This window comes from Vibrio sp., assembly GCF_047973365.1.
Lineage (GTDB): Bacteria > Pseudomonadota > Gammaproteobacteria > Enterobacterales > Vibrionaceae > Vibrio.
Genome location: NZ_JBKEBW010000089.1, coordinates 19772 through 41067 on the forward strand (window position 1 = coordinate 19772; position 21296 = coordinate 41067).

General features: G+C 45.9%; 19 protein-coding genes. 18 read left to right on the forward strand and 1 reads right to left on the reverse strand.

Annotation, left to right across the window (positions count from 1 at the left end; genetic code table 11):
- The first annotated feature begins 8 nt into the window (after positions 1-8).
- The 18 genes from ACK5MF_RS11800 to ACK5MF_RS11885 all read left to right on the forward strand — a co-directional run bounded on the left by ACK5MF_RS11800 (position 9) and on the right by ACK5MF_RS11885 (position 20456).
- Positions 9-1232, forward strand: coding sequence for a type II secretion system F family protein (locus ACK5MF_RS11800; RefSeq protein WP_416922434.1), 1224 nt, complete (start codon positions 9-11; stop codon positions 1230-1232).
- 137 nt (positions 1233-1369) lie between these two features.
- Positions 1370-1933, forward strand: a complete 564-nt coding sequence (locus ACK5MF_RS11805; protein WP_416922436.1) for a type II secretion system protein — start codon at positions 1370-1372, stop codon at positions 1931-1933.
- Positions 1934-1964: 31 nt separating this feature from the next.
- A complete protein-coding gene (locus tag ACK5MF_RS11810; protein WP_416922438.1) occupies positions 1965-2477 on the forward strand; it encodes a type II secretion system protein in 513 nt (170 codons plus the stop codon).
- 111 nt (positions 2478-2588) lie between these two features.
- Complete coding sequence (locus ACK5MF_RS11815) at positions 2589-3056, forward strand: type II secretion system protein (protein ID WP_416922470.1); 468 nt, start codon at positions 2589-2591, stop codon at positions 3054-3056.
- Positions 3056-3592, forward strand: a complete 537-nt coding sequence (locus ACK5MF_RS11820) for a type IV pilus modification PilV family protein (protein WP_416922440.1) — start codon at positions 3056-3058, stop codon at positions 3590-3592. Before ACK5MF_RS11815 ends, ACK5MF_RS11820 begins: the two co-directional genes overlap by 1 nt.
- Positions 3592-4281, forward strand: coding sequence for a PilW family protein (locus ACK5MF_RS11825; protein WP_416922442.1), 690 nt, complete (start codon positions 3592-3594; stop codon positions 4279-4281). Before ACK5MF_RS11820 ends, ACK5MF_RS11825 begins: the two co-directional genes overlap by 1 nt.
- Positions 4271-4708, forward strand: coding sequence for an MSHA biogenesis protein MshP (locus ACK5MF_RS11830; RefSeq protein ID WP_416922444.1), 438 nt, complete (start codon positions 4271-4273; stop codon positions 4706-4708). Before ACK5MF_RS11825 ends, ACK5MF_RS11830 begins: the two co-directional genes overlap by 11 nt.
- Positions 4705-7992 (forward strand): DUF6701 domain-containing protein, encoded by a 3288-nt coding sequence (locus tag ACK5MF_RS11835; protein ID WP_416922446.1) that lies wholly within the window; start codon positions 4705-4707, stop codon positions 7990-7992. Before ACK5MF_RS11830 ends, ACK5MF_RS11835 begins: the two co-directional genes overlap by 4 nt.
- 149 nt (positions 7993-8141) lie before the next feature.
- A complete protein-coding gene (locus tag ACK5MF_RS11840) occupies positions 8142-9185 on the forward strand; it encodes a rod shape-determining protein (protein WP_416922448.1) in 1044 nt (347 codons plus the stop codon).
- Positions 9186-9242: 57 nt separating this feature from the next.
- On the forward strand, positions 9243-10130 hold the full coding sequence (gene mreC, locus ACK5MF_RS11845; protein ID WP_416922450.1) for a rod shape-determining protein MreC: 888 nt from the start codon (positions 9243-9245) through the stop codon (positions 10128-10130).
- On the forward strand, positions 10120-10608 hold the full coding sequence (gene mreD, locus ACK5MF_RS11850; RefSeq protein WP_416922452.1) for a rod shape-determining protein MreD: 489 nt from the start codon (positions 10120-10122) through the stop codon (positions 10606-10608). The genes mreC and mreD overlap by 11 nt, the downstream gene beginning before the upstream one ends.
- Position 10609: 1 nt before the next feature.
- Positions 10610-11230, forward strand: coding sequence for a Maf family protein (locus ACK5MF_RS11855; RefSeq protein ID WP_416922454.1), 621 nt, complete (start codon positions 10610-10612; stop codon positions 11228-11230).
- 17 nt (positions 11231-11247) lie between these two features.
- A complete protein-coding gene (gene rng, locus ACK5MF_RS11860; RefSeq protein WP_416922456.1) occupies positions 11248-12717 on the forward strand; it encodes a ribonuclease G in 1470 nt (489 codons plus the stop codon).
- An 11-nt stretch (positions 12718-12728) separates the two neighbouring features.
- Positions 12729-16619 (forward strand): YhdP family protein, encoded by a 3891-nt coding sequence (locus ACK5MF_RS11865; RefSeq protein ID WP_416922458.1) that lies wholly within the window; start codon positions 12729-12731, stop codon positions 16617-16619.
- A gap of 86 nt (positions 16620-16705) precedes the next feature.
- Positions 16706-17539, forward strand: a complete 834-nt coding sequence (locus tag ACK5MF_RS11870; RefSeq protein ID WP_416922460.1) for a carbon-nitrogen hydrolase family protein — start codon at positions 16706-16708, stop codon at positions 17537-17539.
- A gap of 43 nt (positions 17540-17582) precedes the next feature.
- Positions 17583-19028, forward strand: a complete 1446-nt coding sequence (gene tldD / locus ACK5MF_RS11875; protein WP_416922462.1) for a metalloprotease TldD — start codon at positions 17583-17585, stop codon at positions 19026-19028.
- Positions 19029-19131: 103 nt separating this feature from the next.
- Entirely contained in the window at positions 19132-19557 is a 426-nt protein-coding gene (rraB, locus tag ACK5MF_RS11880; protein WP_416922464.1) for a ribonuclease E inhibitor RraB, read from the forward strand.
- Positions 19558-19679: 122 nt separating this feature from the next.
- Positions 19680-20456, forward strand: a complete 777-nt coding sequence (locus tag ACK5MF_RS11885; protein WP_416922466.1) for a glycosyl hydrolase 2 galactose-binding domain-containing protein — start codon at positions 19680-19682, stop codon at positions 20454-20456.
- 68 nt (positions 20457-20524) lie between these two features.
- Here the strand turns inward: ACK5MF_RS11885 and ACK5MF_RS11890 are convergent, their stop codons facing one another.
- Entirely contained in the window at positions 20525-20911 is a 387-nt protein-coding gene (locus ACK5MF_RS11890) for a DUF2061 domain-containing protein (RefSeq protein WP_416922468.1), read from the reverse strand.
- Positions 20912-21296 lie beyond the last annotated feature (385 nt).

Consider the following 21296-nt stretch of genomic DNA (forward strand, 5'->3'; position numbering starts at 1 on the left):
TATAGAGCATGGCGACCTATCAGTACCAAGGGCGTAATCTGGATGGCAGTGTAACCAAAGGCAGCTTAGAAGCGCCCAATGAAGACATAGCTGCTGAAACGCTGATCAATAAAGGCATTATTCCTACGGCCATTCGTGAGGGAAAATCCGGCGTTGGTGCTGCCACCATTGACTGGAAAGAGCTGTTTGCTCCGGTTGTGCCGCTGGAAGTGTTGGTGATTTTTTGTCGCCAGTTATACAGCCTGGTCAAGGCGGGCGTTCCTTTACTGCGTTCGATGCGCGGATTGGCGCAGAACTGTGAAAACAAACAGTTGAAAGAGGCGTTAGAGCAGATTTGTAACGAAGTGACCAATGGTCGCAGTTTATCGTCGGCAATGCAGTTGCATACCAAAGTATTTAGCTCATTGTTTGTCTCTATGGTGCATGTCGGCGAAAACACTGGTCGACTCGATCAAGCACTGCTGCAATTAGCGAATTACTACGAACAGGAAGTGGAAACCCGTAAGCGAATTAAAACCGCGATGCGTTACCCCACCTTTGTGATTGGCTTTATTGTGCTGGCGATGTTTATTTTGAACGTTAAGGTGATACCGCAATTTGCCACCATGTTTAACCGCTTTGGTGTCGATTTGCCTTTGCCGACGCGGATTTTGATCGGCATGTCCAACTTCTTTGTTAACTATTGGTTGCTGATGCTAGTGGCGATGGTGGCGGCATTTTTCGCTTTTCGCTCTTGGTTGGGAACCTCGAAAGGAAGAGAGCGCTGGGATAAATTTCGTTTGCGTATGCCGATTGTTGGCGGAATCGTCAATCGTGCGCAGTTATCGCGCTTTTCACGTACGTTTTCTCTGATGTTGCATTCAGGGGTTCCGCTAAATCAATCTTTGGCATTGTCAGCCGAGGCTTTAGATAATAAATTCCTAGAAGCTCGTCTGATGGAGATGAAAGCGGCAATTGAAGCGGGCAGCAGTGTGTCATCCACGGCGATCAATGCGGATATTTTTACCCCGCTGGTGATTCAGATGATCTCTGTGGGGGAAGAGACCGGGCGCATTGACGAATTGTTATTAGAAGTCTCTGATTTTTATGACAGAGAAGTGGATTACGATTTAAAAACCTTAACCGCGCGCATTGAACCGATTTTGTTGGTGATTGTGGCGGGTATGGTGCTGATTCTTGCGTTGGGTATTTTCCTGCCGATGTGGAATATGATGGATGCAATGAAAGGTTAATGATGATGAGGAAAACAGCTCATCAATTCATTGATTTTACTGGTAGTTTGACGTAACTCATATATTATTCCGTATGTGAGATTATAATCACCACAGCACGGGGATGAGAAAAATATTGGAATGAAAAAAGTACTGGAATGAAAAAAACGCTGTCGGGTTTCTCGTTACTTGAACTGGTGATGGTGATTGTCATTATTGCTTTACTTGCAGTCACTGCTTTGCCTAGGTTTGTTAGCACAATTGATGATGCAAAACAGGCGAGTATTCAAGGTATTGCCAGCGGTTTTTCCTCTGGTGTGATGGCGGCTCGTACCCAGTGGGAAGCAGGGAATCGCCCTAGCGTGACCATAGGGGGGGAAAAATATAATGCCGTGAACTACGATGGGGTCGAGTTTTGGTTAACACGAGCCACTAATAGTTCAGGCAGTAATACGGGCTTTCGTGATGGTTTTCCGATTGCACTGAAAGGCGAAATGTTTCCTGATGCAATCAGCGATCAGTCGTGTATTGATTTAATGGAAAACCTGCTGCATAGTTCGCCGAAAGTGGCTACGGTCAGTGAAGCCAATAGCGATAGTTCCGTTCAGTATTCCGCACAAGCTAGTGATAATAGTTGTCTCTATATTCAACAAGAGAAGAGCACTGCCCATCAGTTTGTGTATGACATTACAACCGGCCGGGTAGCGGTCAATTTTAATTAATCTTTAGTCTATTTAGTAAGAGAGAAAATTCATGAAAAGACAAGGTGGTTTTACCCTTATCGAATTGGTCGTGGTCATCGTCATTCTGGGCATCCTTGCCGTCACCGCTGCACCGCGTTTTTTAAACCTACAAGGTGATGCTCGCGTGTCAGCACTGCAAGGTTTGAAAGGTGCAATGGATGGCGCTGCTGGTATTGTTTATGGTAAAGCGGCGATTGAAGGTGTTGAAAATTCAGCATCGGAAACTCCTGTTGATCAAATTAATACTATCTACGGTTACCCAACGGCAGATGCAACAAATGGTATTGGTAAAGCAGTAGTAGGTTTGAACTCTGATTGGGTGAGTGCTGCTGCTACAGATACAGTTGATGAAGTAAGTACAACGACATTGTTTGTCACTTTCCCTTCTAATTCTTTGACCACTCCTCTTACTGCTGACGCTATTAAGAACACAAAGTGTTATGTAACTTACTCTCAGGCAACAGGTGCTGATGTAGATAAAGCAGCTAAAGCAGTTGTTGTGGCCAGCACAACGGATTGTTAATTAATTCAGTGTGTAGAACACTCTAATTACAAATGATGAAATGACGCAAGGTTTCTGCGCCATTTCATCTATAATTTGCACTCGTTACCGCTTACTATCGCGAGCAAACCCATGCAGAGCAACCAACAAGGTTTTACCTTAGTCGAACTGATCGTGGTGATCTTGTTGGTCTCTATTTTGTCTGTTTACGCGGCCAGTCGTTTCTCCGGCGTGTCGTCGGTGTCGGCCTATGCGGTGCGTGAGCAGGCGATTTCAATGATTCGCCAGATCCAAATTGACCGCATGCAGTCCAATTTATCCACTGACCGTTTTGCTGCCGATCCTAAGCTAGACAATTATTTTAAACTGGCAATCCAAACCGACTGCTTGGGTTCGGTCTACGTCTGTAGCCTGCCCGTTGGTGACAATTCACGCAGCGATCGCTTGCGACCATCAAATGTGCAGTTTTCTGCTGCGCACAGTGAGATCAGCTTCGATCTCTACGGTAACCCTTCCAGTAGTGTGACGATTGATATTGAGGCTGGTGGCAGCCGCAGCGCCGTCTGCATTAACGCACAAGGTTATGTGAGTGGTTGCTGATGAATAAACGTCGCGGATTTACCTTAATCGAAAGCGTTATGGCGATGGTGATCATGGGCTTTGCCATGGTGACCTTAGCCAGTTTTTTGTACCCGCAAATTGAACGCTCGGCGGCGCCACACTATCAGACCCGCGCTGCCAATTTAGGCCAAAGCCTGATGAGCCAGATTCTGGCGCGCGGTTTTGATGAGCACAGTGATTTTGATGGCGGGCTGCAGCGCTGCGATGAAACGGGGTATTCTGCCTGCTCCTCCACGCTGGGCGCAGAAGGTGAAAGCTCGCCCAATGAATTTGATGACGTCGATGACTATATCGGCTGCTGGTGGACCGACAGTGTTAGCGACTGTGGCAGCAACACACCGACCAGCCCGTTAAGCAATATTTTAGGGGGGGATACGGTGAGCAAGTACACCCATTTTACCGTGATTATCCGCGTGGGTTACAGTCATGGTCGCGTGATGAAAAAAGTCGATATCTCCATTGATACCGGTCGTTACGGTCAGTTCGATTTTGTCGGCTATCGGGGGAACTACTGATGCAAACCCGTGGTTTTACGCTGGTAGAGATGGTGCTGACCATGGTGATCGGCTCGATTTTGATTTTAGGTATTGCCGGTTTTGTTCAACTCGGCAGTAAAGGCTATGCCGATACCGTGGCGCGGCAGACGTTGCAGACGCAGGCTAAGTTTGTGCTGGAAAAAATGACTCGTGAAATCCGCCATGCAGTGCCCAACAGTTTTTATGCGGGCAATGACTGTCTCTCTTTTTATCCCATCGACTACTCTGGCTTTTACCATGTGGCAGACAACGATAATACTCAGTTGTCGTTTATTGTCGGTCAAAGCTCTGTCGATCCAACTTCTTCGCCGGCACTGACGGGCAAGAAGATGATCATTAACCCGACCCATTACAGTGAATTTAGCTCAGGCATTGATCTGAACAGTAATAGCACCACCATTACCATAGCGCCGTTAGCCAGTCAGTCGGTGGCCAAACGCTTTTATATCTATCAGCAGCAGGTGACTTATTGTCTGGATAGCGCTACCAAGCAGATTAACCGTAATGGCGTGCAGGTGGCGGATCACCTTGATGTGAGTAAAAGTGAGTTTCGTTATGCCGATCCGACTTTGCAACGCGGCGGGGTGATCCATATTGCGCTGACCTTTGAGCAAAATGGCGAGTCGAGCTCGTTTGAAACCGACGTGCAGGTGCTCAATGTTCCCTAAAAAATGTTTACCGACAATCAAAAAACAGAACGGCAATCTGTATATTGTGGCGATTTTTGTTATTGTCGTTATGGGCTTTCTCGCCGATGCACTAGCCAGAATGGAGTGGTCCAACAGCGATGCTTTATCCAAAGATCTGCTCGGTACTCGCGCCTGGTTGGCGGCACACTCGGTTAATGAGTTAGCGCTAACTCACTTGTATCCGCTCGACAGCAGCACCAGCGTGGTGGATACGGCTTGTAGTAACTGGTCAGCCAGTGATGCCAATAGCCTGATCAGTCAGTTTGAAGGCTGTACTGTGGTGACGTCATGTAACCCTCTTAGCACGTTAGATTCTGTTAAGTATTACCGGATAGATACTGCGGTACGCTGCGGCAGTGGTCCGTATCTGGTTGAACGCCAGCAAGATGTATGGGTGAAGGAATGAGAAGTAAACTAATTCGTTGTTTTTTTATTCTGCTGCTGTTCTTTAATCACTTAGTATTTGCTGAGCAGACTTGTACCTCTATAACTCCGCATAATAATACGATTGATCTTGAAGTTCAGGGAGGGAGTACTCAATCGCTTTCCGTCGATGTAGCAGAGTTGTTATGGTGGCAGACTTACTATCTTTGGTATGCCGGAGATGAACAAAATAGCTCCCACTATATTTTTCATGAAGATGATCTGGAAGACGGTAAAACCTACCATGTTCGAGTGAACTATTATGATGGTCTAGGGTATGTAGTCTTCAACTACAGCTTATATGATTCCAATTGGCACCAACTTAAAAAGGAAAGTGACATCCGTTTGCTTTCCTGGACTATAAGTAATTTCCAATTTTGTCAGCAAAAAGTTGAAGAGCCTGACGAGTTCGAACTCAGCCAATGTGCTTATTTCCCTGATTCATTTCAATCAAATACCTTGGCGAATTCTGGAAATAGCACTCTATCATTAAGCGGTGACCGTACGACACTTTCTTTGTCAACGAAGCGTGAGTTAGCCTTTTCTCAGATAATTACCTCTGGTAATAGTACGGGGTGTAAATACGCTAATGGCAGTGTCGAAAGTTGTTTATATGATGCCAATTTAATTTATGATCAATTTCCCGCGAACTTATCTGGCTTTGTCGGTAATGGTTCAGATGTGGTTTGTATGGATGGCTGCAGCAAAGAACTCTCACCGGGCAGTTATAACAAAATAGAAATTGGACGTAACAATAGCCATGTCATTCTTTCAGAAGGGGAATACTGGGTAAATAATCTGGTCTTTTCTAGCGATGGTGCTAAGTTAAGCGTTTCCGGCAAGGTGATTTTGCATTTCAATAGTATTTTATTGCAAGGGGACAGAATCAAAATCAATGAGTCTGGCGACCCTGACGATTTGTGGTTATTGGGGCATAGTGGTACTCAGGATTTCAGAGTAGCGAAAAATGACGTTACTATTCATGCATCGCTATTTCTTGATGCTGATGGCTATGCCAATGGTGTGACGGTGCAAGCTGACCGCTTTATATTTCAAGGGAGTATCACTGCCAGTAAAATCAGCGTTAGTGGTAACGATTCATTTTTAGTGGGGACAAATCTAGCTGACTGTACCGGAACTCAACCTTCTTCCTATGAATTGGTGTTGACTCCTGCCAGTGATTATTCGTTAATTTGTGATGACCTATCTCCAACGCTTAGCGTGATGTCGGGCGGCTCTTTAGCGAATAGTTTTAATGGTTCTGCTTCGGTTACCATTGATGGCATCAAGCAAAATGTGGCAGTCAATAACGGTACCGCCAATATTACCCTGTCCAGTGGTGGTGCGAGCAACGCCGTTGCCGTCACTGCCAGCTTAGTGGATCATTCCGATGTCGCTTCCGTCTCCGGCAGCTATCAGTTTGTGCCCTACACCTTTAAAGTGGATGAGCAATATGTGATTGCCAATAAACCGCAAACCGTGACGGCACAGGCGATGGCGTGTAGCAATGGCAGTGCGGTCGATGCCGGCTACAGTGGATCACCGAGTGCACAACGTGAGTGGGTGATCCCGACTAACGGTGTGGGGGAGGTGATCTATGCGCCACAATTTAGTCACGGTCAGGCCAGTGCGGAACTGACACTGCAAGATGCCGGACAAGCCACCATTACTCTGCAAGACAGCAACTTTGATTGCACTGGCTTTGATAGCTGCCCATTTAACGGTAGCGATACGCTAACAGGTCAATTCACCGTCTATTCCCGCCCTTGGACATTTGCCCTCTGTTCGCCCACGGGTAGTGCCATGGATGGAGATATCAGCGACAAAAACAGCCTTGGTTTTGCCGCCGCAGGCGAAGCTTTTGCGTTAAATATTCGCCCACTACGTTGGGTCGCTGGTGGTAGTGATAGCGACCCGCTCAATGGCAGCGATGAGATTGACACTTCGGCTTATTGCAACGCTCCGGTGACGGAAAACTTTTTTGCCGCCAATTCAGTTACAGCTAATGTTGAACTGAGCTATGAGGTGGCACAACCCGCCGGTGGTGCGGATGGCACATTGAGCGGCACGCTCAGTAAGTCCAATAATGAAGGCAGCAATAATAGCTATCTTGCTTTTAGCGATTTAAGCTGGAGTGAAGCCGGTGTGCTGAGAGTCAAAGCTGATACCGCTGCAAACTATCTGCAGATGAATGTCAACTTAGGTTATCGGGATATCGGTCGTTTTTATCCGGCGTGGTTGTCTCTTATCAGCAATAATTGGGACTACGCATCAAACCATGATGAATTCATGTACATGAGTCAGCCGATCACCTATGACTTTGTTGTTGAAGCTCAGAATATAAATGGTGATGCTACGAGTAATTACAGCCAGTTTTCTCCGGCATTACGCGCTGAAATTAAACTATTTGCAGTTCAATATAATAAAGAAAATGAATTACTGAATTTAATCAAGCGAATTGACAAATTTGAAGATCTCATCTCTGATTATGGTGATATTGGTGCTTGGTCTAGTGCTCAATTCACCCCTGACGATAAAGATTTTATGTTTGTTAAACAATATGATGGTGAAAGCAGCACGCCTGATGGTCCGTTTGCCGATGGTTTTGGTTTAGTCATAACTAGCACTGCTGATGACGTTGAATTTAAAGTGTGTGATGCCGATAGTGACACTGAGATAGCATGTCAAGATGCTTTGTTATTCGACTCTGATGTAGGAAGACTATTTGATACACAACCCGATATTCGCTATGGCCGTATGGTAATGAGTGACGTAGGTGGTACATCTACTCAGGAAAAAATCAATATTCCACTTAAAGTTCAATACTGGGATGGCTTGCGTTTCGTGACAAATACCGACGATTCAGGGAGTCATTATCATTCAAATAATGATTACGTATGTACGCAAAGTGTTTGGGTTGATGAGAATCATACGGGTGGTTCAGATAGTTCAAATTCTTCTCTAGTACCTATAGATACAAACGTTGATTTAGGTGCTAGTACAGAGCTGTTTGCTACACCGCATAATGTTGACAATAACAATTCTCGTCGAGAACAAATTCGTTTTTGGCTAAGAATGTCCGATACATCACCACAACGATCAGAATTAAATGTAAGTTGTGGTAGCAGTTTTACCGACCAACCTTGGCTACAATATAACTGGCGTGATCAGGGTGATGAAGATCCATCTGCCGTGGTGACGTTTGGTGTTTATCGTGGCAACGACCGTATTATTTTCCGAGGGGAAAGTGGTCTCACAGGACAATAGCAAGCAATTTTTTCGGCTTTAAGTTAGAAAACTGTTAGAAATTGCGTGTTTGTGTCCATGTTTATGCGTCAATGCCTTGCTGTGACGGCAAGGCATTGGTACATTTAGTGCAATTTTTATCTTCAATTCTTGCAGGATGAACGAAGAGTATGTTCAAAAAACTTCGTGGCATGTTTTCAAACGACCTATCAATTGACTTAGGTACTGCCAACACACTTATTTATGTTAAAGGTCAAGGTATTGTTCTTGACGAACCCTCTGTAGTTGCTATTCGCCAGGACAAAGGTCGTGGCGGAAAAACCGTAGCGGCTGTCGGTCACGCCGCTAAGCAAATGTTAGGTCGTACTCCGGGCAACATCTCTGCAATTCGTCCGATGAAAGACGGTGTGATTGCGGACTTCTACGTGACAGAAAAAATGCTGCAGCATTTTATTCGTCAAGTTCACGATAACAGCTTCCTAAAACCAAGCCCGCGCGTACTGGTTTGTGTGCCTTGTGGTTCCACTCAGGTTGAGCGTCGTGCGATTCGTGAATCGGCACTGGGGGCTGGGGCGCGTGAAGTGCATCTGATTGATGAACCCATGGCAGCCGCTATCGGTGCTGGCCTACGCGTTTCTGAACCGACCGGTTCAATGGTGGTTGATATCGGTGGTGGTACGACTGAAGTTGCGGTTATCTCTCTTAACGGTGTGGTTTACTCATCTTCTGTACGTATCGGTGGTGACCGTTTTGATGAAGCGATTATCAACTACGTGCGTCGTAACTACGGTAGCTTAATCGGTGAAGCGACGGCTGAAAAAATTAAGCACGAAATCGGCTCTGCTTATCCTGGTGATGAAGTGGACGAGATTGAAGTGCGCGGTCGTAACCTGGCTGAAGGTGTTCCACGCAGTTTCACTCTCAATTCAAATGAGATCCTGGAAGCGCTACAAGAGCCGCTAACCGGTATTGTTTCTGCTGTGATGGTTGCACTTGAGCAATGTCCACCAGAGCTGGCTTCCGATATTTCTGAAAACGGTATGGTGCTAACGGGCGGTGGCGCACTACTGAAAGATCTTGATCGTCTATTAACCGAAGAAACAGGCATTCCTGTTGTTATTGCTGAAGACCCACTGACTTGTGTTGCTCGTGGTGGTGGTAAAGCTCTGGAAATGATCGATATGCATGGCGGTGATCTGTTCAGCGATGAGTAATGGCTTGTCAGGCACCTTGTAACGAGGTGCCTTATACAAATCTAGGATTGTTATAAGATGAAGCCAATATTTGGTCGAGGACCCTCTCTCCAACAACGACTATTTTTCGCAGTCATTTTATCAGCCAGCCTCATGCTGGCTGATAGTCGTTTAGGAGCATTCGCAAATGTACGTTATTTGCTCAATAGCTTAGTGGCTCCCATTCAGTATGCGGCGGATCTGCCGCGTACCATGTTTAACGATTTTTATTCGTTGGTTAGCACGCGTGATCAACTGATGAGCTCGAATCAAAATCTGAAACGCGAAGTGATGATACTAAGAAGCGACATAACGCTGCTTGACCAATACCGTGAAGAAAACCAACGTCTGCGTAAACTGCTTGGATCGGAATTTGTCCGTGACGAGAAGAAAGTGGTTACCGAAGTCATGGCTGTCGATACCTCACCTTACCGTCATCAAGTGGTGATCGATAAAGGCAGAACGGACGGTGTGTATGAAGGTCAGCCGGTGATCAATGAAAAAGGCATTGTCGGTCAGGTAACATTCGTTGCCGCGCACAATAGCCGCGTGTTACTGCTTATTGACCCAAACAACGCCATTCCTGTACAGAATATTCGTAATGACATTCGTGTAATAGCTTCTGGCAACGGACAGAGCGATGAGATTCAGTTAGAGCACATCCCAACCAGTACCGACATTGACGTTGATGACATGCTGGTGACTTCAGGGCTTGGTGGTGTTTATCCTGAAGGTTATCCGGTGGCTTACATTACTGACGTCGATAAAGATACTCGCCGCGAATTCGCCTCGATTAAAGCAAAACCCGTGGTGGATTTTGACCGCTTACGTTATCTGCTGCTGATCTGGCCAAATGAAGATCGCCAGCAAAAAGTATTGTTAGCCAACCCTGAAGATATCGAAGAAGGTACAACAGATGACCAGTAGTCATTGGAAAGGTCGCTTTGTTATTTGGGGCTCTTTTGTTTTTGCCTTAATTTTTCAAACCATCCCCTGGCCGGGGACACTTGATCTACTCAGACCTTCATGGATTTTATTAGTGACTTGCTACTGGGTTTTGGCGCTTCCTCACCGTGTTAATGTCGGTTCAGCGTTAATTCTCGGTCTTCTCTGGGACTTACTGCTTGGTTCGACTCTCGGTATCCGCGGCATGATGATGTCGATAGTGGTGTATCTCGTCGCAATGAACTTCCTGGTGATGCGAAATATGGCGCTGTGGCAGCAAGCATTCGTGATGGGATTGCTGGCGATGGCACTTGAGGTACTGATATTCTTTGGTGAATATCTCATTCGGGATGTCACGTTTAACCCATTATCTCTCTGGAGTGGTTTAATTAGCTGTATACTTTGGCCATGGATGTTTTTATTGCTGCGTCGTGTTCGTCGCCATTGGCACATAAAATAGCATGACTAAACAACACTTAATTCTGGCGTCAGGCTCGCCCAGACGCCAAGAACTTCTCGCTCAATTGGGATATCACTTTGATGTGTTAGTGCCTAATATTGAAGAGAAGCGTTTAGACAGCGAGTCTCCTGTCCAGTATGTCGAGCGTCTATCGCGTGATAAAGCGTTAGCTGGTTTAGAACTAGCAACTGGTTTAGAACTAGCAAAAGAAAACACGACTAAGCACGATGTAGACGAGCAAAACTATGTGGTTTTAGGATCAGACACCATAGTGGTTCAAGATGATCGAGTATTAGAAAAGCCACAAGGCTTTTCTCATGCCAAACAGATGCTTGAGTATCTATCCGGTGCTCGACATCAAGTAATGACGGCTGTGACGGTCGCAGCAAAAGAAAAATATCATACTGTGGTCGTGACCACGGACGTATGGTTCAAACCCTTGTCAGAGCAAGAAATAGAACAATACTGGCAAAGCGGTGAACCTTGCGATAAAGCTGGCAGTTATGGCATTCAAGGATTGGGTGGGCGATTTGTAACAAGGATTGAAGGTAGCTACCACGCGGTGGTAGGGCTACCACTCTATGAAACTGACCAGCTCTTGCACGAATTCTTATTATTTTAAAACATTGAGGTGCGCTCATGAGTGCAGAGTTGATCTTAAATGTCACACCAAGTGAAACGCGTGTGGCAATGATTGAAGGCGGTGTTCTTCAAGAGATCCATATTGAACGTGAAGCAAAACGGGGCATTGTCGGAAATATTTATAAGGGTAAAGTCAGTCGGGTTTTACCCGGTATGCAAGCCGCTTTTGTCGATATTGGTTTAGATAAAGCCGCTTTCTTACACGCTTCAGATATCGTTCCTCACACTGAATGTGTGGCGGAAAATGAAAAACAGCAGTTTCAAGTGCGTGACATTTCTGAGTTGGTTCGCCAAGGTCAGGACATTGTTGTGCAAGTGGTGAAAGATCCACTCGGTACCAAAGGGGCTCGCTTAACTACCGATATCACATTACCTTCTCGCTACTTGGTTTATATGCCAGGGTCGGCGCACGTTGGCGTCTCTCAACGTATAGAAAGCGAAGCGGAACGTAATCGATTAAAATCCGTGGTCGCCCAGTACTGCGATGAGAACGGTGGCTTTATTATTCGTACTGCGGCAGAAGGTGCGGATGAAAAAGAACTGGCGCAAGACGCGGCTTTCTTAAAGCGCTTATGGGTCAAAGTGATGGAGCGTCGTTCTAAGTACAAAACACGTTCAACACTGTATGGTGAACCGGGCTTGTCACAGCGTATTATTCGTGATTTCGTCGGTACCGAGCTGACCAGCATTATGGTCGATTCACGTTTGGAATTCGAAAACTTAAAAGAGTTCACTTGCGAATTCGTTCCCGAGTTGACCGACAAACTTGAATTGTACGAAGGCGATAAACCTATTTTCGATATGTACGATACCGAGAACGAAATTCAACGTTCTCTCGAGCGTAAGGTTGAGCTTAAATCGGGCGGTTATCTGATTATTGACCAGACTGAAGCGATGACTACGGTTGATATCAACACCGGTGCTTTTGTCGGTCGTCGTAATCTCGAAGAAACCATCTTCAACACCAATATTGAAGCCACACAAGCGATTGCTCGTCAGCTTCGTCTGCGTAATTTGGGCGGCATTATCATTATCGACTTTATCGATATGGCTTCCGATGACCACCGTAAGCGAGTACTCGCTTCGTTGGATGCAGCACTGAGCAAAGACAGAGTTAAAACCAACATCAACGGATTTACCCAGTTGGGCTTAGTTGAGATGACGCGTAAGCGTACGCGAGAAAGTATTGAACATGTACTGTGTTCTACTTGTCCAACCTGTGAAGGCCGCGGTGCGGTGAAAACCGTTGAGACGGTTTGCTTTGAAATTCTACGGGAAATTACCCGGGTTAACCGCGCTTACGATTCTGACAAGTTTGTGGTCTACGCCTCTCCTGCGGTGGCAGATACTTTGCAAGGCGAAGAGTCTCATGCGCTGGCTGAGTTGGAGCTGTTTATTGGTAAAGAAGTTCGTATTCAAGCCGAACCTTTGTATATCCAAGAACAATTTGATGTTGTGATGATGTAAAAGGATATTGAGTGATCTCAACCTTTACCCGCCTTGGGCGATTTGTGTTATGGCTGATTGTTAGCCTACTGGTTTTATTGGCTATTGCTGTCACAGCATTGCGTATGCTGCTGCCTGAGATGAATCGCTATCAAGGTGAGATTGAACGCTGGGTCAGCGATCAGTCCAACATCCAATTTAAGATTACCGATGTACGTGGTTTCTGGAAAAACACTCACCCTTCTCTTGCCCTGACTGCTGTGCGAGCTGATTTGCCTGCCAGCAGTAACGTTCGCATTTCTACGCAACAAATTGATATCGAATTTGACCTGTTTGAGTCTCTGTTAACGCGCAATCCGGTGATTGCCGATATGAGTATTCATGGCATGAAGTTGGATATCAGCTCCATCGATTGGAACAAACTGAAGCGTAATAATTCACCAGCGAACTCATCTGACGTTAGTGAAGGTGAAGGGCAGGTTGTTAAACTGCTGGATAATTTGTTCCTTCGTCAGCTAGATAATTTCTCGCTGATTGATTCTACCATTTTGTATCAAACGATCGCGGGCGAAATTCGTCAGTTGGATATTGCCAAGCTACGCTGGCGAAACCGTGGTTCTCGCCATTTTGCTGAAGGTGAAGTCAGCCTTGCCGATACCAGTATTAACTCTTTGTTAGTCAGTGCTGACTTTGAAGACCACGGTTCATTGCTTGATATTTCGGGGAATTTCTATGTCAGTGCTGACAACCTGCGTGTTACGCCATGGCTGACCCGTTACGTCAAAGAAGAAACCGGCATTGAACGAGGACGCATTAGTTTTAATGCATGGATGACACTCGATCATAACCAACCGGTTGATGGTTACGTGGAATTGAAGCCCTCAGAACTGATCTGGGGTGAAGACGGTCAATCAAACGAGTTGTTGCTCGAATCGGGGATAGTGAAATTGCTTCCTGCGGATAAAGGGTGGCAGGTTAATGGCCATTCATTGCAGCTACGTACCAATGATATTCCTTGGCCCGATTTGGACCTCGCCTTGGATTGGCAGCCCGAAGGATGGACGCTCAACCTGTCGCAACTGGATATTGAATCATTACTACCTATGGTTGGCTTAATGCCGGATTCTCAACAGACCACTCAGATGGTTGACAACCTGAAACCGGGCGGTTTATTGGAAGATATCCGTGTTTCCATGGGCGAAAGCACCGACTCTCTTCGCTATTCTGCGCAGTTATCGGCAGGTCGTATCGCTCAATGGGAATTATTGCCTGAGGTTCATCAACTTCAGGCAAAGATCACCGGCTCAGCGGATATCGCCAACATTCATGCGACCTTGATTGATGACTCGCTGCCCTATGGCGAGGTCTTTCAGGCTCCGTTGAATATCCGCTATGGTGATGTGAATTTAGTCTGGCAAACCAATAGTGAAGGCTGGTCACTTTGGTCTGATAAAGTCTCTGTCGCCACGCCGGATTTACAGGCATTGGGCGCATTTCGTCTCGATTTCCCTCATGATAAAAGTCCATTCTTATCATTTTACCTTGAAGCTGATGCTTATAATGCCGGTGAAACGTGGCGTTATTTGCCTACTCTGGCGTTAGGGGATGATCTGACCGATTATTTGTCGACCGCCATTCAGGGTGGCCGTGTCGATACTGCCAAACTGATTTGGTATGGGGATTTAGGCTCATTTCCGTATCAGAATCATAATGGTGTATTTCAGGCATGGGTTGGGCTACAAGAGGGCAAGTTTAGTTTTGATACCTCTTGGCCGACGATCAACAACTTACAGTTGGATTTGTTATTTGAAAACGAAGCCATGTATCTGGATTCGCACTCGGCAACCTTGATGGATGTGACGGCAAAACGTATCACTGGGCGCATACCGAGTTTAGCACCCGATGGTCATATCGAGATTGAAGCAAGCGCGGTTGCCGACGGTAATGCGGTTCGGGCTTATATGACGGCAACCCCTTTGGTTGATTCTGTCGGTGCTGCTCTCAATGCGGTGCAGGTGAGTGGTGAAGTGACTTCTGAGTTTCAACTGAACATTCCATTTACTCACGATCAACAGCCGCGCGCTTGGGGATGGGCCGATCTGTCTAAAAACCATGTCAATATTGAAGCTCCGCCAATGGAGCTCGACTCCGTTTCTGGTCGAATCAATTTTGACAATGATGTGATCACGGCGGCAGGGTTATCGTCGAAACTGTTAACGCAGCCGATCTCTTTTGACTTCCAGGGGGAAAGCACCCCCCAAGGTTATGCGGTTAATATCGATGTGATTGGTGATTGGGATGTGAAACCGTTGGTGCCCTATGTTGGCGAGCGTTGGCTAAAACCGTTGAAGGGCCATGCACCGTGGCAAACCCGCGTCGCTTTGCAACTGAATGATGTTGGCTTTACTTATCAGATAGAAAGTTCTGCTGATCTGAAAATGGTCGCCAGTGAATATCCGTATCCGTTGAGGAAAAAGTCGAAAGTCGCCGCTAAAGCGCTGCTTCAGGCTTCCGGTAATCAGGAGTCCATCACGGCTCGTCTTCAGCTTCCACAAACGAAATATCAGGCTGAAATTGATATTAGACCCGACACGCCAGTGTTAACAGCAAGCAACTTAGTGCTTGGTCAGGGCAGTTTTAAAATCAGTCCTGTGGTGGGGCATCATGCACAAGTTCGCATTGACCGTTTTAATCTGGATAACTGGATCTCGCTGATGAATGACCAACCCGCAGAAAAAGCGGGTAAGTCGAGTCTCGATAAAATGAACACTCCGCAAATACCGCTTCCTCAGCGGGTAGATGTAAAGACTCAGGAGCTCACGTTAGCTGGCATCGAATGGCACGATGTGGACTTTAATGCCCGCCAGAAAGGACTTGGCTGGGTGATGAATTTGACGAGCCAGGAAGCGCAAGGGCAAGCCAGTTACATCGAGCCTTACGATCTGTCCATCTCATTTGATCGTCTGCATGTGTTTGTCCCCGCTCTTGATGAAGAGCAGCCAAAACCATTGCTTGCGGCGCATAATAATCAAGCTGAACCGTTAATTTCAGACTTCGACCGGGAATTCCATCGCTTAATGCCGAATCTTACTTTGGCTATTCAAGATTTTTGGTTGCAAGGCTATAAAGTCGGTAACGTCAACGTTGACTTCCAACGCAGAGGCGACACGTTAGAGTGGAAAAAGATTGATGTGGTCAGCGGTACCAATACGGTGCATATGACCGGCAACTGGACACTCACCGATAGTCGCAGTCACACTCAGCTTAAAATGGAAGTTCAGGGTGAAAACAACAGTGATCTGATGGAGCGGTTTGGTATCAGTTCAGGCATTCAGAAAGCGTCGTTCAACATGTGGAGCGATTTACAGTGGGAAGGTGCGCCTTGGTCAATGAAGGTCAGTACAGTACAAGGCAAGGTAAAAACTGAATTGGGCAAGGGCGTGATATCTGATGTTAGCGGCGCGGCTAAGTTTCTGGGCTTGTTCAGTTTGGATTCCATTATTCGAAAAATGCAGCTCGATTTCAGTGACGTTTTCGATAAAGGCATGGCTTTTGACTCGATTACCGGTAGCGGAGAGGTTGATAAAGGCGTCTTTGTTACCAATGATATTAAGATGGATGCCGTCGCGGGTGACATGACGATTAAAGGATTAGCGGATCTCAACACTCGTACGGTGGATGCTGAAGTTAACTTTGTGCCGGACATTACCTCGGGCATCCCGGTGTTAACCGCTTTTGCGGTTACACCGCAAACTGTCTTGTATGTGTTAGCGATTACTACCGTGATTGCTCCTGTAGTGGAAGTGTTTACGGAAGTTAATTACGAAGTGAAAGGCCCAATGGATTCGCCAATAGTCAACGAAATTTCTCGTAGCCGTGGTGAATTTAAGCTGCCGAAAAAACTGAGAGATCTCGCGAAATAAGGTCAATAACGAACTAAGGTTTATAACGAGCTAAGATTTATAACGAACTAAGATTAGTCAAGGGAGTGCGGAGCTAAGGTGGCAACATGGAACGTATTGGTTTAATTCAAATGACATCCAGCGCGGATGTGAATGATAATCTTACTTATATTGAACAGCAAACCGCACTATTGACGCAACAAGGCGCTAAGTTGGTCATTACCCCGGAAAATGCAGTGGTGTTTGGTAAAAAAGAGGATTACCACCGCCATGCAGAAATATTGGGTGATGGACCTATTCAGGCAAGAATGTCGCGCTTAGCTGGAGAGCAGCAGGTTTGGATTGTTATCGGCAGTATGCCGATTCTCCGAACTTCAGCGGAGAATCATGGAGTGACGACTACGTCTGTTTTGTTTAATCCGCAAGGTCAAATTGTCGCTCACTATGATAAGCTGCATATGTTTGATGTTGATGTCGCTGATGGCCATAAGCGTTATCGTGAATCGGAAACCTTTACGCCGGGCAATGAAGTGGTTGTCACTGAGACGCCATTTGGTATGTTGGGATTGTCTATTTGCTACGATGTTCGTTTTCCGCATCTCTATTCGCAATTACGTCATTTAGGTGCGCAAATATTATTAGTCCCTGCTGCATTTACTGCGGTAACCGGTAAAGCACACTGGGAAGTTCTGCTAAGAGCTCGTGCGATTGAAAACCAGTGTTGGGTGATTGCTGTCGGTCAGGGCGGACATCATGTTTGCGGCAGAGAAACCTGGGGACACTCAATGGTGATTAACCCATGGGGTGAAGTTATTGCTTCGCTAGGTCAGGAGGCGGCAAGTTTGATTGCTGACATCGAGTTACAACAAATAGAGAGTGTGCGTGCCGCTATGCCTATTAGTGCTCACACCCGCTTTCACAATCAATTTATTTTTTCATAATCCATATTTTTCATAATCAATGTCATAGAGAAAAGAGCTAAACATGAGTATTACCCGCATTGAAGAAGCATTATTAAAACCGGCAGGGCTCACCGAGCAGGACATTGCAGATACTCTGTCGAGCATCGCAACCCGTCAGATTGATTATGCCGATATTTACTTCCAGTCTAGCTGGCATGAATCGTTAGTGTTAGAAGACAGCATTATCAAAGATGGTTCATTTAACATCGACTGTGGCGTGGGTGTACGTGCTGTGACGGGTGAAAAAACCGGTTTCGCCTATTCCGATCAGATCCAGTTAGAAGGGCTACAACAGAGTGCTGTTGCGGCTCGCGGTATTGCGCAGCTAGGTCAGTCTGGCTCAGTACAGGCGTTTAAACGCAACAGTAACCAAACTTATTATGATGCGGTAAACCCACTAGAAAGCTGGGAAAAACAGAAAAAAACCGAGCTATTGCAGCAGGTGGATGCTTATATCCGCACCAAAGAACCATTGATTCAAGAAGTTTCCGTGAGCTTAAGTGGCGTGCATGAACAAATTTTAGTGGCGGCAACGGATGGCACCTACGCTGGCGATATTCGCCCATTGGTGCGTTTGTCGATTAGCGTTCTCGCTCAACGTGGCGATCGCCGTGAACGTGGCAGCGCTGGTGGTGGTGGTCGCTTCAGCTATGATTACTTCCTCAATGAAGAGAATGGGCAGAAAATCGTGTTCTCTTACGCGGATGAAGCGATTCGTCAGGCGCTGGTGAACCTTGAGGCTGATGCTGCTCCTGCGGGGACTATGCCTGTCGTCTTGGGTTCTGGCTGGCCGGGCGTTCTGCTGCATGAAGCTGTCGGTCATGGTTTAGAAGGTGACTTTAACCGTAAAGAGTCATCAGTGTTCGCCGGCAAAGTTGGCCAGAAAGTGACGTCTGATCTTTGTACTATTGTCGATGATGGCACCTTGAAAGATCTTCGTGGTTCGCTGAACGTGGACGATGAAGGGGTCAATGGTCAATACAATGTGCTGATCGAAAACGGTGTGCTTAAAGGCTACATGCAAGACAAGCTCAACGCTCGTTTAATGGGCGTCGCACCAACCGGTAACGGCCGTCGTGAGTCTTACGCGCATCTGCCTATGCCTCGCATGACCAATACTTACATGCTGCCGGGTCAGTACACACCGCAAGAGATCATCTCTACGGTGAAGAAAGGGGTGTATGCACCTAACTTTGGCGGTGGTCAGGTGGATATCACCTCCGGTAAGTTTGTTTTCTCTGCTTCAGAAGCTTACTTAATTGAAAACGGTAAAGTGACTCGTCCGATCAAAGGTGCCACCTTGATTGGCTCTGGTATCGAAGCCATGCAGCAAGTTTCAATGGTCGGTAATGACTTGAGCATTGACCGCGGTGTTGGCGTGTGCGGTAAAGCTGGTCAAAGTGTGCCTGTCGGCGTTGGTCAGCCAACACTCAAACTGGATGCTTTAACTGTGGGCGGTACAGAATAAAGATCGCTCTAAGATCATTAGTTCAGTGGTAATTGACCTCGATCCATGCGATATTGCGCGCAATTAAATGGTTACCCTTTTTGTACACTTTGGAGCACATTTTATGTCTCAACAAGATGATTATCTATCAGTGGAAGACTTGCTGGAAATTCAAAAGGAAGATACTCGCGAAATCATTCAAGCACTGCTGGAAGATGGCAGTGACCCTGAAGCGCTGTATGAAATTGAGCACCACTTTTTCGCTGAAGATTTCGATAAGCTAGAAAAAGTGGCTGTTGAAGCTTTCAAAATGGGCTTTGAAGTTGCTGAAGCGGAAGAAGCTGAAGATGAAGACGGCAGCAAGCTGCTTTGTTTTGATGCGACAATGCAATCGGCTCTTGATCCCGCAACAATCGACGCGCAAGTGGAGAAGTTGGTTAATTTGGCTGAAAAATACGACATCATTTATGACGGTTGGGGCACCTACTATGAGGGCGAAGACGCTCTATATCCTGATCCTGCCGAAGATGAAGATGACGACGAAGAGTAAGTCATAAAACAAATACCAGCTTAGGCTGGTATTTTTTATAGCTGCTATGTTTAAATGATTAAGATGCTTATATAACAAAACAAAAACAAATTCAGTCAGTCAATTAATCAATAAGAAGTATTATGCAAATTTCTCTCGCCGGTTTATGGCAACTTTCACCGCTCACAGACTTATCTATTCCACAGGACGATATTACTTTTCCATCGCCGCTCAGTGCGGTTTTGCCTAACTGTTTGGCGGAAGAAGAGATCGCTCAGCAGGAGTGGCATCTGATGCATGATCTTGATGTGGATGAAAGCATGCTCAATTTTGGCGCTATTGATCTGGTTCTTGAAGGTATCGATTATCACGCAGAGGTTCGATTGAACGGCGTTGCTCTGTTTGATTGTGATGGCTCGCAAAAAATCTATCGAAAAGATATTCTTCCACAATTGAATTTGGGGCGAAACCGATTTGAGATTTTGTTTCTGCAACCGGATGAAGAAGATGCTGAAGTCTGTTTGTTGAGTGAAGAGGTGAAAAAGTACGATGACCGAATTGGTATCTGGCGTGAACCTTATTTACACTTCATTCGCCATGTGCGTCTAGGCGCTGTCACCACTGAACAAATCTGGCACCATGGTGGCGGCTGCGAACTGATGGTCAATCTACATTTCACGTCATTGACTCCGGGATTAGTTTCAGCTGCGGTTAAATTTGATGGTATGACGTATCAGCTACCGATTGATATTCGTAGTGATCATGTCAGTGCTCTATTTCAGGTTGAAGCCCCTAAGTATTACGACAAAGCGAATCCAAATCCGAACGATCTTTATGAGTTAAGCATCCAGTTGGATGGGCAGAGAAAAGTGTGTCAGCTCGGTTTATCTAGAGAGCTCTGCGTGACTCACTTCGTATAGGCTATACCCAATATAGAAACCAAAAGCCCCAGCTCTCTGAAGTGACTTCATAAAGTTGGGGCATTTTCTTAGTGCGCACATCGCCAGTGATTATTGTGGAATTTGTTTTGCCAGAATCTCTCATGGAAGTAGTAAGCACAGGTATTAAAGCTCGGTTCAATCAATGCCATAACTCCGCCAATTAACCAACTGCCTGTCAGCATGTATGCCACGTTGAAAGCCACGCTGTAGTGAATTACAGCAAAACTCATGGTTTTGATTCTTGGATTATGGGCATAACCTTGTAGCGGAGTGTATTTGTCCCACGCTTTTTCGTGGAAGTAAAACGCCACCGTATTGACCATTGGCTCTAACATTGCAATCAGGCTGCCTAAAATGATATCGCCTGTCAGTACGTATGCAACGGTAAAGGCAATGCTGAAATGTAATGCTGCAAAACTGATAGTCTTTTTCATAATAAGTCCAACCTTGTATCTCTTTGTTGAACTTATTATTGATAATTATTCGCATTATCGCTAGTGGTATTTTTGAATTGCTGTGATAGGTAAAAGCTAATAGGTAAAAACAAATAGGTAAAGGCGCATTAAGCGCAATGCCAATCAGTTAAGAAAATCTCTCGTTCCCATGCTCTGAAGTGACCCCCAATAGTTGGACAACCAATTATTGGGGGTCTTTTATTTATGTCCAAATACAGTCGCGAGTTAAAGTTCAAAGTAGCTAAAAAGTATCTTGATGGCTCCACTCCTCGAGAGCTCGCTGAAAAATATTCTGTCCCAACAAAACATGTTCGTTATTGGGCTCATGTTTTCACTATGCATGGTTCAAATTCATTTTTAATTG

Excerpts from the sequence above, each read along its gene's own strand:
- ACK5MF_RS11840 (WP_416922448.1), top strand. The coding sequence starts at position 8,142 with ATGTTCAAAAAACTTCGTGGCATGTTTTCAAACGACCTATCAATTGAC.
- ACK5MF_RS11825 (WP_416922442.1), top strand. The coding sequence starts at position 3,592 with ATGCAAACCCGTGGTTTTACGCTGGTAGAGATGGTGCTGACCATGGTG.
- ACK5MF_RS11800 (WP_416922434.1), top strand. The coding sequence starts at position 9 with ATGGCGACCTATCAGTACCAAGGGCGTAATCTGGATGGCAGTGTAACC.
- rng (WP_416922456.1), top strand. The coding sequence starts at position 11,248 with ATGAGTGCAGAGTTGATCTTAAATGTCACACCAAGTGAAACGCGTGTG.
- rraB (WP_416922464.1), top strand. The coding sequence starts at position 19,132 with ATGTCTCAACAAGATGATTATCTATCAGTGGAAGACTTGCTGGAAATT.
- ACK5MF_RS11835 (WP_416922446.1), top strand. The coding sequence starts at position 4,705 with ATGAGAAGTAAACTAATTCGTTGTTTTTTTATTCTGCTGCTGTTCTTT.
- ACK5MF_RS11805 (WP_416922436.1), top strand. The coding sequence starts at position 1,370 with ATGAAAAAAACGCTGTCGGGTTTCTCGTTACTTGAACTGGTGATGGTG.
- ACK5MF_RS11890 (WP_416922468.1), bottom strand. The coding sequence starts at position 20,911 with ATGAAAAAGACTATCAGTTTTGCAGCATTACATTTCAGCATTGCCTTT.
- ACK5MF_RS11820 (WP_416922440.1), top strand. The coding sequence starts at position 3,056 with ATGAATAAACGTCGCGGATTTACCTTAATCGAAAGCGTTATGGCGATG.
- ACK5MF_RS11855 (WP_416922454.1), top strand. The coding sequence starts at position 10,610 with ATGACTAAACAACACTTAATTCTGGCGTCAGGCTCGCCCAGACGCCAA.
- ACK5MF_RS11810 (WP_416922438.1), top strand. The coding sequence starts at position 1,965 with ATGAAAAGACAAGGTGGTTTTACCCTTATCGAATTGGTCGTGGTCATC.
- ACK5MF_RS11885 (WP_416922466.1), top strand. The coding sequence starts at position 19,680 with ATGCAAATTTCTCTCGCCGGTTTATGGCAACTTTCACCGCTCACAGAC.
- mreD (WP_416922452.1), top strand. The coding sequence starts at position 10,120 with ATGACCAGTAGTCATTGGAAAGGTCGCTTTGTTATTTGGGGCTCTTTT.
- tldD (WP_416922462.1), top strand. The coding sequence starts at position 17,583 with ATGAGTATTACCCGCATTGAAGAAGCATTATTAAAACCGGCAGGGCTC.
- ACK5MF_RS11870 (WP_416922460.1), top strand. The coding sequence starts at position 16,706 with ATGGAACGTATTGGTTTAATTCAAATGACATCCAGCGCGGATGTGAAT.
- ACK5MF_RS11815 (WP_416922470.1), top strand. The coding sequence starts at position 2,589 with ATGCAGAGCAACCAACAAGGTTTTACCTTAGTCGAACTGATCGTGGTG.
- mreC (WP_416922450.1), top strand. The coding sequence starts at position 9,243 with ATGAAGCCAATATTTGGTCGAGGACCCTCTCTCCAACAACGACTATTT.
- ACK5MF_RS11830 (WP_416922444.1), top strand. The coding sequence starts at position 4,271 with ATGTTCCCTAAAAAATGTTTACCGACAATCAAAAAACAGAACGGCAAT.